Raw genomic sequence first — 14,563 nt, 5'->3', positions numbered from 1 at the left:
AATTTCCACCTCTGGAATGTCAATTTTTTGGAGTAAGGTGCTATGTTAATTGAGTTGCTGTTTATGCATTGTCAATGAATCCTGTTGATTTTTGGCTCATTTAATCTACGACTGAATTTAGCCGGGAACAAGCTGCTTTCTCCCCGTCATGTGTGGTTCGAGCATCCATTTTGATGTGCTGAAAGGCATGTGAAACCTTGATTCCCAATAAATCAGCCTTATGATTAAATGCGAACAACCGATCTATTACTTTTGCTACCTGCCGAATTTCGCTCGGAAAAAGCGCCTAATTTTATTTTCGGTTTGTCTGGCAGGTATTTGAAGGGTATTTAACAAATTGAGAAAAATTGCCTGTCCTTCATCTTTTTTGGTCACTTCATATTCTACCTCAAAATCCTCTTGGTTTAAATAAGAACTGTGGTCCAGCACAAGCAGTCCGCTTTTATATTCGAATTCGGCCCGGCTGGTTTTTAAGGTACCAAACAATCGAAGCCGAGAAGGATTTATATTTATGGATTGAAGAACTCTTGTGATTTCACTGTCTGGCAGCACGGTTCCGTTTCCGTTTAGAATTTCGTCCGCCTGGGCTGCGTCCAGACCCAGGTTGGTCTCAAGCAGTCCGATTTCGGCAGGCTGTTTGAGGGTAAGTTCGTATATTCCGTTCCTTTGTCGGATTCTAAGCGCTGCTTGCTGGTTTTTTAAATCGAAATCCGGGGTGTCGAAATAATGGTTCTGTTGGCTTACAAAATCTGCTTCAGCCAAGTGGAAATATTTTTTCATTCTTTCAAATTCACCAAATGTCAGTAAATTTTTGAATTCAATCTCAATATGCTGTCCCATAATGAACATCCCTTCTGCGGCCTTTATAGATACTTTTCCACTATTATCCCTGCATTTTCTTTGGAGGGCAAACTTGAATTTTTTAGGAATCAGTCTTCCATTGTGATAAAATATAACCGTAAAACTGGGAGGTTGAAGCTATGAGAGAGAAATTAACAATCCAAGAAACTGAAATCATGAATGAAGAACTTATTCTTAAAACGTCGAGTGGCGCGGATGTGGCCGGGTTAACCCCGAAAGGGCAAATGCTGGTCGATTCGGACGGGGCCTCTTTTATCTATATAATGGAAAATGAAGATGACTATACATATATTTCATTGCCTGAGGCTGTCTGGCCAAAACTGAAAGCAGCCATGGCGGATAAAATCCCTGCCTTTCTTTCTGAACGGGATAATAAGATTGAATTGGAGGGTATATATGAAGAACTTGCTTATTTAATAGATAATATCCAGGGAAACAGCAATTACGGAGAAGAATTTGTTTCAAGAGTGGAGCAAGTTTTTCTTTCATAGACAGACAGGGATGAGCGTTTTGGAACAGGGGTGGCGAATATTGGAACATTGGGATGATTTTTTAGCACCTTATAAACAGGCTGTTGAAGAATTGAAGGTAAAATTAAAGGGAATGAGGACACAATTTGAACGGGAGCATGTCCACTCCCCAATCGAGTTTGTGACAGGAAGGGTAAAGCCGATTGTCAGTATCCTCGATAAAGCGGCTGACAGAAATATTCCCCTGGATAAGCTCGAAACAGAAATGCAGGACATTGCAGGCCTTAGGATGATGTGCCAATTCGTAGATGATATAAAAAAAGTCGTAGAGCTTCTTCGTAAGAGAAACGACTTTGAAGTTATCGAAGAAAGAAACTACATTTCCCAGAAAAAAGCAAGCGGATACCGTTCCTACCATGTCGTGATCCGCTATCCGGTCCAGACAATCAACGGGGAAAAAAAGATACTCGCAGAAATACAAATTCGGACTCTATCGATGAACTTTTGGGCTACCATTGAACATTCACTAAATTATAAATATAAAGGCGATTTTCCGGAAGATATCCGGGTCCGCCTTCAAAGGGCAGCTGAAGCCGCATTTTCGCTGGATGAAGAAATGTCTAAGATTCGATTGGAAATCCAGGAGGCACAGCGTATCTTTTCAAGAAAGAAAGAAAACCGATAAGAAATTGGATTTGAAGGAATGTTTGCGCGTCTGCCGCCCTTTCGGAACAAAAAATCTATTATATAGGATGGGACTTATGAAATTTGCTATCACCTCTAAAGGAGACGCTAAATCGAATACGTTGATGCACAAAATGCGCACATATCTTCAGGACTTCAACCTGGAGTATGATGAAGACCAGCCGGATATCGTCGTTTCAATAGGCGGGGACGGCACACTGCTGTATGCTTTTCACCGTTATAAAAACCGGCTGGACAGGACTGCTTTTGTCGGTGTGCATACAGGCCACCTGGGTTTTTACGCAGATTGGACGCCTGATGAAATGGAAAAACTGGTCATTGCCCTTGCTAAAACACCGTTCCAGGTTGTCGAATATCCGCTTTTGGAAGTGATCATCCGATATAGGCACGGCGGCAGGGAATCCAGATTTCTGGCATTGAATGAGTCAACAATAAAGAGCGTAGAGGGGACGCTCGTCATGGATGTCGAAATACGGGGGCAGCACTTTGAAACATTCCGCGGGGACGGGCTCTGTGTATCAACGCCATCCGGAAGCACAGCATACAATAAAGCGCTTGGCGGAGCCATTGTCCATCCCGCCATCGATGCCATTCAGCTTGCTGAAATGGCTTCCATCAATAACCGGGTATTCCGTACGGTCGGGTCTCCTCTTTTATTGCCGGCACACCATACCTGCATGCTGAAGCCAGTGAATAATGTAAACTTTCAAATTACCATTGACCATCTTTCCTTGCTTCATGAAGATGTGAAATCGATCCAGTTCAGGGTAGCTGACGAGAAAATCCGATTTGCCAGGTTCCGGCCATTCCCTTTTTGGAAAAGGGTTCACGATTCATTTATTGCAAACTAGGGAGCTATCGAGTTTATGCCAAATGAAGAACTTAAGCAAGCCTTCAAACTCCATTGGGTGGCATCCGAAAGGGAGTCCGGTATGATTCTAAGAGAATTTATCCGGCAGCGCCAGATTTCCAGAAGGGCTTTGGCTGCCATCAAATTCGGCGGTGGACTGATCCTTGTAAACGAGAAGGAAGCAACTGTACGCTATGTCCTGAAGGGCGGTGACAGAATTCAAGTGATTTTTCCTCCGGAAGAACCGAGTTCCGGGCTTGTCGCAGAAATGATTCCGCTAACTATCAAATATGAAGATGAATTTATTCTTGTAGTGGCAAAACCTCCGTTCATGAGTACTATCCCTTCGAGGGAGCATCCGGCAGGCAGCCTGGCCAATGCTCTTGCATGGTATTACAGGGACAAGGGGCTTCCTTCAACCATTCATGTAGTAACAAGACTGGACCGGGATACTTCAGGGCTCGTATTGGTCGCCAAGCACAGCCATGTTCACCATCTATTAAGCGAGCAGCAGAAACAAGGGCTGGTAAAACGAAAATACATTGCGATTGCTGAAGGGTACGTTGAAGAACGATCCGGGAAAATAGAAGAACCTATCGGCAGAAAACCAACGAGCATCATCGAGAGGGAAGTAAGGGCTGATGGACAGTATGCCTGTACGCTTTTCGAAGTGACCGGAAGATCGTCAAGCTATAGCCTGATGAGCCTTCAGCTCTTAACCGGGAGGACCCATCAAATCCGCGTCCACTTATCACACTATGGTTTTCCCCTGGCCGGGGATGATTTATATGGAGGCTCAACAAAAGATATATCCAGACAAGCACTCCATTGCAGCAATTTGAAGTTTTTTCATCCTTTTTTAAACAAGCAGATGGTTTTTGAGGAACCGCTTCCGGAGGATATGCGCAAGCTCCTGGGGAAAAGGGGGTGATTTTTGGGAGCCACATTCGCCGGTATCAACCAACATGACCGGCGCTACCTTAATCTCAGTAGTAGTTGCATTGGCGCACAGCTGTAGCTGTTGCTTCCTTTTCTGCATAGTATATGTAGGGTAACAGTAAGATCGGTTCCTGTTTTATAAATTTACTCTTTTAGTTAGTTGATTGAGCCATAGCAAGGGAATTCAGACTTTGTCCGGTGCAGCACCAGACAAGTTGCGAAAAAACAGGCTTAGCATTATCAGTCGAACACCGTCCTGAATTTTTCCGGAACATAGGGAAGGGTAGAAGGAACATCGACCAGTTCCATCTCCGGGTACCTGAGGGCTGTCAATTTCCCTCCAAACACACACCCGGTATCAATGTTGTAGGTACGGTTTACTTTACGTGCTTCCTTTACTGGTGTATGCCCATAGATAATCCACCTTTTGCCTGTATAACGTGCAGCCCAATCCAGCCTTACAGGAGTGCCATCAGGATGTTTGGCGCCAGTAATATCTCCGTACAGGACAAAGGTTTTCACTTTATTGTTATTCTTGCCAATGTAGTCCTCCCGGATGCCTGCATGGGCAATGATCAGGTTTCCTTGGTCGGCAATCTGGTAAAGAGGTGCCTGCTCATAAAGATCAATGAATTTTTTTTTGATTTTTTTTTCTTCGCGCGCTGTCAGGGCTGCCAATTCGGCCACTGTCGTTTCAAGTCCGTGGGTTACTTGTACTCTATTGCCCTGTAGATACCGGTATAATTTATTGCAATGGTTTCCAGGGGAATACAGGGCTAGTTTTTGCTGCACAACAAGTTCATGCACTGCGTCAATTACTTTAAGCGAGAACGGTCCCCTGTCAGTCAGGTCACCGACAAAAGCCAGAATTCTGCCCGAAGGATGTACTGGTACGCCGCTGTCCCACATATACCCCAGTTTTTCGGTAAGTGCCATAAATTCTTCAAAGCATCCGTGAATGTCTCCAATAATGTCGATCTGCATATTTCCCACCCTTTGGGTAATTTTTTGCCGCGCCATTTATCTTCGCCTATTTTTTTGCTGTCCAAGAGACGACCTTTTTTATATTGCCAGCTGATAGTATAATACCCTGGAGGGGAATTAAATAACAGAACCGGAAAAAATGGAAGAATCCCGGATTTTTTCTGAGGATATAAAAAAAATGGGGGGAGGTGCCTAAGAATGACGGATTCCAGCGAAAACGAAAAAAATCAGGTTATTGGGGAATTGCTCGTTCAGGCGTTGGAACGTGAGGATATCGATGCCTTCCGGACTGAATTTATGGAGCTTCACCCATATGATCAAGCTAAGGTGTATAGCGGTTTAAACGCCGATATCAGGTCGAAGGTTTATTTGTACCTTTCACCGGAGGAAATGGCTGGCCTCTTTGAAAATATTGAAATTGATGAAGATGAGTATCAAAACCTGCTTGGTGAAATGGACCCTGCATATGTTGCCGAAATGCTCTCTCATATGTATGCCGATGATGCTGCCGATGTCCTGAATGAACTGGACAAAAATCAAGCTGTAAGTTATTTGACCATCATGGATGATGAAGCTGCCCAGGACATCAAGGATCTTCTCAGATATGAAGAATATACGGCAGGAAGCATCATGACAACCGAATTTATTGCGATTTCAGCAAAACAAACGGTCCGTTCGGCGATGCATATCCTCAAAAAAGAGGCACCACAGGCTGAAACGATTTATTATATTTACGTAGTCGATGATGAGCGGAAACTGGTTGGCGTCATTTCCTTGCGTGATTTAATCATTGCCGACGATGAGAGCATGATTTCAGACGTAATGTTTGACCGGGTGGTTGCAGTGTCCGTATCAGAGGACCAGGAAGAAGTAGCGAGGACAATGAAGGACTATAATTTCCTCGCAGTGCCCGTCGTGGACTTTCAGGAGCGGCTCATCGGCATCATCACCGTTGATGATATCATGGACGTCATGGACGAAGAAGCTTCGGACGATTACTCAAAGCTTGCCGGTGTTTCGGATATGGACCGAGTTGATAAAAATCCATTTGCTGCAGCCAGAAAACGGCTTCCATGGCTTGTTATCCTGCTGTTTTTAGGAATGATGACAGCGAGCCTTATCGGAAGATTTGAAGAAACATTGAGCCAGAAGGCGATCCTGGCTGTATTTATCCCGCTGATTGCCGGCATGGCTGGAAATACGGGAACCCAGGCACTTGCCGTTGCTGTCCGGGGGATTGCAACCGGTGATCTGGAGGAAGAAAACAAATGGAAGCTTTTGCTAAGGGAAGCAGGCACCGGGCTGATTACCGGGGCAACCTGCGGAGTTTTGGTGATCTTTATCGTCTATTTCTGGCAGCATGACCTTGTGCTCGGATTGATGGTAGGTGTATCAATCTTTGCCACGCTTATCGTTGCCACTTTGGCTGGATCGCTTGTGCCGCTCTTCATGCATAAGCTGAAAATCGACCCTGCCGTTGCTTCAGGGCCGTTCATTACGACGATCAATGATATTATCAGTATTTTAATCTATTTTGGCATGGCCACCTTATTCATGAGCTATCTTTCTTGACACAACATCCATATCTTGCACAGGACAGGGAAAGCTTCGGTAGCTTTATATAGCACGAAGGAAAGCGTAGCTTTTCGAGGGCTCACCCAATTAAGTCAAACATTTTTTGGATGGGAAGTGAAGCATTCCTTGTGCTGACCCCGGCGGTCGTCACATGCGTGGCGTTTTTTGAACTACGTTCCACTGAAAGAGAGTTTTGCGCTTTTCTAGTGGATCTGGCTCTCAAACAGGGCATTTCTTTGATTGAACCGGGTGATGAATCTTAACAACAGGGCGTTGCCAATAAACAGGCCGGTTCCAATGAGAAATAATATAAATGGGCTGAGAAAAAACAGTCCGCTTGCCTGGCTGATGATGATCCCGACAACGGGCAATATCATGATGCCCCCGAATTGCTGTGCTTCCTGGAAGGACTTTACCCTGGCCGAAACGAGTATGTTCAGCAAGATATTGAAGAGAACAACGGCGGGAATGACCCAAAACATAAAAACCATCCAACCAGCATCCAAAAAGAGCAGGCTATCGAAGGCTTTATTGGCCATTAGATTTACAACAGCCATGTTGATGATAAAACTACAATAGGTCATGAATAAAGTTGGTATAAGGGATGCCAGCACTTTCCCCAAAAACAAATCATAGACGGATATTGGTGAAAACAATAGGGTTTCCAATGTTTTTCTTTCTTTTTCTCCTGCAAAGCTGTTTGAAGCTGTTACCATGGAATGGATGGTTGCTGTCATCAAGAATAACGGGATCAACATAAAATGCATGAAATAATAAACAAATTTAGAACCCAAGGTTGGCAACTCGGACAGGGTATTTCGCATCTCCTCGGCAGGGAATTGCTCAATAACAGCCTGGATCGGCTTTTCAATGTCTTCAGATGGTTGATTTAATAAATCCGTATGGATCCCAACATAAGTTATAACTCCGGGGCAAGCAATACATAGGATAAACGATAAAATGACCATAGGAATCCATACCTTCTTAGAAGAAAAGATGGACTTGATGTCTTTTACGGCAATTGCTTTAATAATATGTTTATTCATTGTGTTCACCTGCAATCTTGAAATAAAGGGATTCAAGGCTTCTATTTGTAATCACGCTTGAGTGAATCCAAGTTTCCTTAAGAATTTCCCTTAGCAAAGGTGCAATTTCATCTTTGGATGAAAGGGAAAACTCAATCCGGCCCTGTCCTTTGTGCTCTATCGGGTAACCCATATATGACCGCTCCTTGACCGTTAGGCCGGTTTCTACCAATAAGCGGATTTTTTTTAGGTATTTTTCCTCCAGATCATGTTTTGTCCCTTTTTCAATAATTCGTCCCTTTTTCAAAAATAAGTAAGAGTCACAAATGTGCTCAAGCTGATGAAGGACATGGGAACAAATTAAAATGGTGACATCTTCTTCTTTATTCACCCTATCTAAATAATAAATGACCGAATTAATGCCGTCTGGGTCGAGCCCGTTAGTCGGCTCATCCAGGAAGAGTAATTTGGGGTTATGGAGCAACGCCTTTGCAAGGGAAACCCGTTTTTTCATCCCGGTGGAGAAAGTTCCAACAAGCTTATCCTTAACTTCGAGCAAGTCGAATTGATCCAATAAATAAGTGATCCGCCGTTCATCATTCACGCCGTAAATCCTGGAGAAAAACTTAAGGTTGTCCCAAGCGGTCATATCGTGATAAAGGGAAGCGCTTTCGGTTACGATCCCCGAGTTTTTTCGGATCTCCTCACCCTCCGTTTTCGGATTTTTTCCCAGTACGGAAATCCTGCCGTGACTGGCGTCTATCACCCCGTTCAACAAACGGATGATAGTAGTTTTTCCCGCTCCGTTAGGTCCCAGGAGCCCGGTGATGCTTCCTTTTTCAATTGAAAAAGAGACATCCGCCAAAATGGAATGTCCATTGATTTTTTTTGTAACATCCATTGTCTCGATTATTTTGGTTTCCAAGTCACGTCCCCCTTTTGGTCAGTATATCAGAAAAAAATGGAAAAAAGGTTCGTGCTAAAAAATTTCCTTACTTCATCTATCTGAAGCTGGGAAAAATGTTTGAATCCATTACAATATTTGATATACTTTAAATTAGTAGTAGGTACTATTAACTTGTATAAAAAGGAGGGCACATTGTATGACCTTATCTTTAGAGGGAAAAACATATGTGGTAATGGGTGTTGCCAACAAACGCAGCATCGCCTGGGGAATCGCCCGATCCCTGCATGCAGCGGGTGCAAAATTGATATTTACATATGCCGGTGAACGCCTTGAAAAGAGTGTAAGGGAGCTTGCTGAATCCTTAGGTGGTTCATCACTTGTACTTCCTTGTGATGTGACAAATGACGAGGATATTGACAGATGCTTTTCCGAAATCAAAGAAGAAGCCGGAACGATCAATGGCATTGCCCATTGCATTGCGTTCGCTAACAAGGAAGAGCTTGAGGGAGATTACATGAATACAACACGCGATGGCTTCCTTCTCGCACATAATATCAGCTCCTATTCATTGACTGCGGTTGCCAAGGCAGCAAAGGATCTGATGGCGGAGGGAGGCAGCATTGTAACATTGACCTACCTTGGGGGCGAACGCGTTCTTCCGAATTATAATGTCATGGGTGTCGCGAAAGCTTCACTTGATGCAAGCGTACGTTATTTGGCAAATGATCTCGGCAAACATGGAATCAGGGTGAATTCCATTTCCGCCGGACCAATACGCACACTGTCCGCAAAAGGAGTCAGTGACTTTAACTCTATCCTGAAAAAGATCGAAGAGGAAGCCCCGTTAAGGCGCACTACAACTCCGGAAGAGGTAGGGGATACAGCTGTATTCTTATTCAGCGACATGTCACGCGGTATCACAGGGGAAAACATCCATGTGGACTCCGGTTACCATATTAAAGGCTGACATACAAGTCAACTGGCCAATTAATAAGTTAGGCTAAATGGAATCAGTTCGAGGCCCTCACTCCTAATATGTAAAAAAGCTTGTCCAAACCGGACAGGCTTTTTTTGCAGTTTGAAAGTAGAATATTTTCCAATCTGCAAAAGTAGTACACAGACTAAGTACACCACATACTTATGTCTTCTTTAAAAGGCTCGGAATCGGGCGAGTTTTCATAGGGGGGGAAAACGTGAGCATCCTTCTAGCCTGCCCGCAGGTTTTCTGGTTTTATCATTAGAAAGCGCACCAGTAAAATCATCGGATTCATAATCTGATTCCATGGGCCATATATATAAGAAAAGATTTTTGCTTTTTTTTATTCTGTGCCTTTGTCATCGTTGAACACATTGACGGGAGGAGAGAAAATGGCAGGCAGCAAAGATTCCTATCCAAAGAAAGTATCCCTCATGAAAAATTACAGTCACATGAATACAGGGAGAGCTCGGCTTCCTAGGGAACACGCCTGTCTGCGGGTTTTCAAAAATGGGAAATGGAATATAGGCGGCTCCCTGATAGAAAGTAGCGTTGGTTCGCATCCGGCCATTTTTCACCAGGAAAAGCATTCAAATCTCTATTAATGAGGTTGATTCAAGGGAAGTGATTATATACCTGAGGTGAGAATAACATGAAAAAAAATGATGATAAAACTTCCAACCCCCTCTTATATATCGTCCAGCCCAATCTCCCGCCGCAGCAAGCTCCAGAGATGCAGCAGGTTTACCGGACAAAAGTTGGGGATCGAAAGGGAGAACATGGAGTAGAACACCAGGATTCTGAATTTTTCCAGGATGAGCAAATGGAAACAATGATGCCTGCTTTTGATCGAGAAGAAAAAGAGGACCAGCAAAAGAAAAAGGAAGAAGAGGAAAAACTGGAGAAAATCAAGCACGAATTTGGTGTCTATGATGCCCTCAAGGAAATATCGGATGAGATCGCTTTGGTGCAAAAAATAAAAGAACAACAGCTGAATCAGTATGCTGCGCCCCTAACGCAAAAAGACACCGACCGGAATGAAACTGCAGATCAAGGCTCTCGCCAGCTTGATGTTGATGCAATGCTTGATAAGCTGTCACGCCATCCTGCAAAAACAAAGAAACCGACCTGTGAAGCGAATGTAAATGGGAAAAGCATCAGCTTCCGGGTGCTGAATAAGCGAAAAGACATTGTGATTGTCCAAGAAGGTGAGCGTATTTATGACCTTCATGTCTCGGATATAAAAGAACTTCGGATATTGTAATTCAAAGCGATAGCCTACTCCAACCGGTGAAGGGGGATTTAGCTGATGGCCGAAAACATCAATTTAACCATACTTATACTCCTCGGCCTCGCATCATTCAGGCTTACAAGGCTGATCGTTTTTGATAAAATAACCGAATTCCTTAGAAGCCCTTTTTTTGATGAGATCGAGGAAATAGCAGAAGACGGAACCTCTGAAGTCTATCTAATTCCTAAGAAGACAGGCTTGAAGAGATGGCTGGGGGAGTTGCTTAGCTGTTACTGGTGCACAGGCATATGGGTGAGCATGTTCTTGGCAGCTTTGCATTTATTTGGTCCAACATTTGGGGATTATATCATTTTCGTCCTCGCAATTGCGGCCATCGGCTCGATAATTGAGACATTTGTCAGTAAAATGGTAGGCACCTGATAGAAACAAAAGCAGGCTCGTTTTCATACCATATTCTATAGTCCTCTTAAAAGGAGAGTTGATATGATGAAAAAGCAGAACGGACAGATGTCCGTCAAGCCGCTTACCAAAGTCAAGCCTGTCAAAGTAAAAAAAAGCTGCGGTTGCAGCAAAGGCAAGTGATATTTTTCATTGATACAACTTTGTGTTTCATAGGCCAGCAGGCTGACTCCCTTTATGTGAGTCAGCCTGTTTCTTTTAGTAAAAAGCTATATTTGCTATAAACGAACGTGATAATGGGTGTATAAGAACAAAAGCGGGTGGTTTGTTATGGCACTGAGGGATATTATAAAAAAGATTCAAAAATTAACCACCGCAGAAGATCCGCGGTAAAGACTTTTTCATAAAATCACTTGCCTCTTATTCCGCAAGTGAGCCCATCTTTAAAGAAATATCTGAACAGAAACATAAAGATGGCTACACCTGCACAAATTGCTATTCAACTAACGCCGTCCGCTTTGGGAAGTATCGAATTAAAGCTGGAACGCAAGTTATTGAACGCCAGCGGTACCGTTGCAAGGACTGCGGAAAAACATTTACGGATGTAACCAACACCCCGTTAAAGGGAACCCACCTTCCCCATAAATGGCTGGATTTTATCCATTGTATGATTGATTGGGGACATTCATCACGGAAAGCATCGGAGATAATCGGTGATCATCACTTCACCCTGTTCTACTGGCGGCACAAAGTTTTATTCGCCTTGAAACAATGGACATCGACCATTTTTCAGGTATCGTCGAAAGGGATGAGACCTAGTTCCTGTACTCAGAAAAAGGGAAACGGAAGATAACTGGACGTAAAGCCCGCAAGCGTGGTGGTGCTTCCCAATTTTGTGGCATCAGCAAGGAATAGGTCTGCGTCTTGGTTGCGAGAGACCGCCAAAAGCAAACTTTCTCAAAAGTGTTAGGGAAGTGTCGCATCATTAAATCAAAACTTGAACAAGCAATCGGAACTAAGGTACCCACTACGAATACCCTTTGCATAGATGCTTGGCGGGCTTTCAAAACCTATGTAAAGGAAAAAGGAATCGAGCATTACCCGTTCAAATCCTATGGAAAAGAACGGGTCAAAGGGCTTTAACATATCCCAAATGTCAATAACTATCACAGCCGCTTAAAGGGCTGGATGACCGTTTTAATGGTGTGGCGATCAAGTACCTCAACCATTATCTGAGCTGGTTTCTGTTCCTGGATGTAATCCGTTTCCGAAACAATTCTACAACTGTAAGTAAGATGATTGTCGATAGCTGCCTATTTCCGACAGTGGCTACTTATGATAAATTAGGTTATCAACATTGAGAGTTTCATAATCCTTGTTCAACTAACGCGGCAGGTTAGTGGAAGAAGGAACTCCCAACTATTTGGAGAATTTTATTATTAAAAAGGTGGTTTGAATTGACATACTATATACTTTAACTATGTATGAATGAGATTCAACGAACTATAATGTTATGCTACCATTCCATTGGTGGCTTTTTTTATCTAAAGAACTGTAAATTTTATTCAAAAATTTCGAACGAAATTTATAAATCTTACCAATATATAGTACAAAGGGTAAGGGAGGGATTAACCTGGGACATCAAAATGAATATCAAAAAGTAATCGAACTTATTTTAACTGGTAACAAAAAAGCATACGGAGAACTTTATGAATTAACGATCCAAGATGTCTATAAAACAGTACACTTTCTTTTAGAGGACAAATCAGATGTAGATGATTTGGTTCAGGAGATTTATATCCAGGTATTTAAGTCAATTGAAAAATATGACTGTAACAGACAATTTAAGCCTTGGATTATGGGTATTGTCGTAAAACAAGTAAAAGCGTACAGAAGAAAGGTATGGATGCGTTATCGTATTGTAAAAAAGGCAGAAGAAATGGACCAATCAACTGTTCTAGATTTCTCAAATGAAATCATAGAAAAAATAACAAACAAACAACTCGTTCATTTAGTGAATGATTTACCTTTCAAACTGAAACAGGTAATTATTCTCCGTTATTTAAATGGCTATTCACAAGAAGAAGTATCTACTATATTGGAAATCCCTATAGGAACGGTTAAGTCAAGAATCAATTCTGCTTTGCAAAAATTGCGTTCTAAAGGAAATAATAAAAAATTTATTATAAAGGAAGCGAGGAATGGATATGAATCTTGAAACTCAGTTAATGGAGTCGTTAAAAGAGAGAGGGAAAGAGTTAATTCCAACGCCCGAACTAAAAATGAAAGTGATAAACAATATCGATGCAGTAAATAGGAAAGTGAAAAAACGCCTGGTCATAGGTGTTATTACTGCAACGCTTTTAATCCCGACTGGTGTATTTGCCTCACAATCCTTTTTTGCTGATGAGTTATATGGTTCATTTGAAAATCTAAAAAAGCATATCACTAATGCCACTATGGAAGGTTACTTACTTTTCAGTGCAAAACTATCACAAGCCAAGGGGGATTTAGGAGAAGAAGATTACAAGCAATTTAAGCAACTTCTTGATGTTTTAACAAGTTCTAAGATTAAATATGGAGACCGAAATGGAAATATTGATTATGATCAAATTCCTTTAAAGAAGGTTAATCAAATAAGGCAGGCTTTAATGATGATACAGCCATACTTTGATAAATTAAACGGACAAAAACTGAGTGTCGATGTTTTATCACCTGAAGAATATAACAAATATATTGAAGCCCTTATGGTATATGAAAAAGTGCTTGCACGAAGCGGATTAAACCCAAACGAAGGACCAATAGAAGTAAATAGGGTGCCTACAAATCTTCAAAAAGAATTTCAAGAATCAAAAACTATTATAAAGTATGTTGATGAGAAGCAAGCACAGTAAAATTCATTGTAATGGTGTTAAAATTGCTACCTTTGAAAGATGCCAGAGTCATTGCACAGCTGGTCAAGGATGGGAGATACGCTGAACCTACGATTCCACAAGGAGTTTATGCAGAACTAAGGGTGGCTAAAAAAATTCGTGATCTCCTGACCGTTGACCTTCAAACAGTGCAAGGGCAAATTCACAACTGGATAGACCGGTATTTTCCCGAGTTTTTGACGGTCTTTATAAGCTGGGAGGGGAAAGCAGCCCTCCAATTTTTAAGGGCTGACATTCAGAACTAAAGTTACTACTAATAAAAAACCGAGAAAACCAGAGAAATCGGGCGTTTTAACTTCTTTCATTGAAGGAGGTTAGTTGAAGAAATTATGCAATAAAAAAACAGGGATAATCCCTGTTTAAAAACTTTAAAGTGAACAAACAATTTGTGGCTTCCTAGGTCTTTTTACAAGCTCTCCTCCACAATTTGGACAAATACTATTCATTTCTTCAGTGCATGGAGAGCAAAAAGTACATTCATAGACACAAATATAAGCGGGAGAATTGTCATCAATTGAATCATTACAACTTTCACATTTATTTCGCATTTCTAATGCCATATTATTGGATGCTCCTTTCTAATTTGTTTATAGGCCGAGTTTAGCATCTTTACATGTTCAATAATAGGGACAGTTTTTATATTAATAATGGGTACAATTTGCGGGTTGTTTATGTAAAGACAATATA

16 protein-coding genes and 2 pseudogenes are annotated in these 14,563 nt (G+C 42.1%); 13 read left to right on the top strand and 5 right to left on the bottom strand.

The annotated features are described in order from the left end of the window. Positions 1–255: 255 nt before the first annotated feature. Positions 256–840, bottom strand: a complete 585-nt coding sequence (locus D0466_RS09290) for a CYTH domain-containing protein (protein ID WP_117322299.1) — start codon at positions 838–840, stop codon at positions 256–258. 140 nt (positions 841–980) lie between these two features. Between D0466_RS09290 and D0466_RS09285 the strand changes: the two genes are divergently transcribed. The 4 genes from D0466_RS09285 to D0466_RS09270 all read left to right on the top strand — a co-directional run bounded on the left by D0466_RS09285 (position 981) and on the right by D0466_RS09270 (position 3,817). Then, a complete protein-coding gene (locus D0466_RS09285) occupies positions 981–1,352 on the top strand; it encodes a UPF0738 family protein (protein ID WP_117322298.1) in 372 nt (123 codons plus the stop codon). A gap of 37 nt (positions 1,353–1,389) precedes the next feature. Further along, a complete protein-coding gene (locus D0466_RS09280; RefSeq protein WP_325048702.1) occupies positions 1,390–2,016 on the top strand; it encodes a GTP pyrophosphokinase in 627 nt (208 codons plus the stop codon). A gap of 76 nt (positions 2,017–2,092) precedes the next feature. Continuing rightward, complete coding sequence (locus tag D0466_RS09275) at positions 2,093–2,887, top strand: NAD kinase (protein ID WP_117322296.1); 795 nt, start codon at positions 2,093–2,095, stop codon at positions 2,885–2,887. Positions 2,888–2,902: 15 nt separating this feature from the next. After that, positions 2,903–3,817 (top strand): RluA family pseudouridine synthase, encoded by a 915-nt coding sequence (locus D0466_RS09270; RefSeq protein WP_117322295.1) that lies wholly within the window; start codon positions 2,903–2,905, stop codon positions 3,815–3,817. A 248-nt stretch (positions 3,818–4,065) separates the two neighbouring features. On the opposite strand, the gene prpE is transcribed toward D0466_RS09270, so the two are convergent. Continuing rightward, positions 4,066–4,809 carry a bis(5'-nucleosyl)-tetraphosphatase PrpE gene (prpE, locus tag D0466_RS09265; RefSeq protein WP_117322334.1) on the bottom strand — a complete coding sequence of 248 codons (744 nt, stop codon included), beginning with the start codon at positions 4,807–4,809 and terminating at the stop codon, positions 4,066–4,068. Positions 4,810–5,007: 198 nt separating this feature from the next. On the opposite strand from prpE, the gene mgtE reads away from it, so the two are divergent. Then, positions 5,008–6,381 (top strand): magnesium transporter, encoded by a 1,374-nt coding sequence (gene mgtE / locus D0466_RS09260; RefSeq protein WP_117322294.1) that lies wholly within the window; start codon positions 5,008–5,010, stop codon positions 6,379–6,381. Between the two features lie 206 nt (positions 6,382–6,587). On the opposite strand, the gene D0466_RS09255 is transcribed toward mgtE, so the two are convergent. Both D0466_RS09255 and D0466_RS09250 read right to left on the bottom strand, forming a co-directional pair. Continuing rightward, complete coding sequence (locus D0466_RS09255; protein ID WP_117322293.1) at positions 6,588–7,430, bottom strand: ABC transporter permease subunit; 843 nt, start codon at positions 7,428–7,430, stop codon at positions 6,588–6,590. Then, entirely contained in the window at positions 7,423–8,334 is a 912-nt protein-coding gene (locus tag D0466_RS09250) for an ABC transporter ATP-binding protein (RefSeq protein WP_233522592.1), read from the bottom strand. The genes D0466_RS09255 and D0466_RS09250 overlap by 8 nt, the downstream gene beginning before the upstream one ends. Before the next feature lie 178 nt (positions 8,335–8,512). Here D0466_RS09250 and fabI point away from each other — a divergent pair, with 178 nt between their 5' ends. The 8 genes and pseudogenes from fabI to D0466_RS09210 all read left to right on the top strand — a co-directional run. Then, the gene (gene fabI / locus D0466_RS09245; RefSeq protein ID WP_117322292.1) at positions 8,513–9,283 is read left to right on the top strand and encodes an enoyl-ACP reductase FabI; all 771 of its coding nucleotides are present in this window, start codon (positions 8,513–8,515) and stop codon (positions 9,281–9,283) included. A gap of 401 nt (positions 9,284–9,684) precedes the next feature. After that, positions 9,685–9,897 (top strand): hypothetical protein, encoded by a 213-nt coding sequence (locus D0466_RS09240; RefSeq protein WP_117322291.1) that lies wholly within the window; start codon positions 9,685–9,687, stop codon positions 9,895–9,897. A gap of 47 nt (positions 9,898–9,944) precedes the next feature. Further along, positions 9,945–10,556: a hypothetical protein gene (locus D0466_RS09235; protein ID WP_117322290.1), complete on the top strand. Its 612-nt coding sequence runs from the start codon at positions 9,945–9,947 to the stop codon at positions 10,554–10,556. A 45-nt stretch (positions 10,557–10,601) separates the two neighbouring features. Beyond that, complete coding sequence (locus D0466_RS09230; RefSeq protein ID WP_117322289.1) at positions 10,602–10,964, top strand: DUF1360 domain-containing protein; 363 nt, start codon at positions 10,602–10,604, stop codon at positions 10,962–10,964. A gap of 309 nt (positions 10,965–11,273) precedes the next feature. Beyond that, positions 11,274–12,304 (top strand): annotated as a pseudogene (locus D0466_RS09225) (IS1595 family transposase). A gap of 272 nt (positions 12,305–12,576) precedes the next feature. Next, the gene (locus D0466_RS09220; protein WP_117322288.1) at positions 12,577–13,161 is read left to right on the top strand and encodes a sigma-70 family RNA polymerase sigma factor; all 585 of its coding nucleotides are present in this window, start codon (positions 12,577–12,579) and stop codon (positions 13,159–13,161) included. Continuing rightward, entirely contained in the window at positions 13,145–13,837 is a 693-nt protein-coding gene (locus tag D0466_RS09215) for a DUF3600 domain-containing protein (protein WP_233522591.1), read from the top strand. The genes D0466_RS09220 and D0466_RS09215 overlap by 17 nt, the downstream gene beginning before the upstream one ends. Before the next feature lie 32 nt (positions 13,838–13,869). Further along, a pseudogene (locus D0466_RS09210) lies at positions 13,870–14,103 on the top strand (IS110 family transposase); the annotation flags it as partial. 141 nt (positions 14,104–14,244) lie between these two features. Here the strand turns inward: D0466_RS09210 and D0466_RS09205 are convergent. Next, a complete protein-coding gene (locus tag D0466_RS09205) occupies positions 14,245–14,436 on the bottom strand; it encodes a DUF1272 domain-containing protein (protein ID WP_117322287.1) in 192 nt (63 codons plus the stop codon). Between the last annotated feature and the right edge of the window lie 127 nt (positions 14,437–14,563).

It is taken from the genome of Peribacillus glennii, assembly GCF_003429105.1.
GTDB lineage: Bacteria > Bacillota > Bacilli > Bacillales > DSM-1321 > Peribacillus > Peribacillus glennii.
This window is presented reverse-complemented; position numbering and strand designations above follow the sequence as displayed.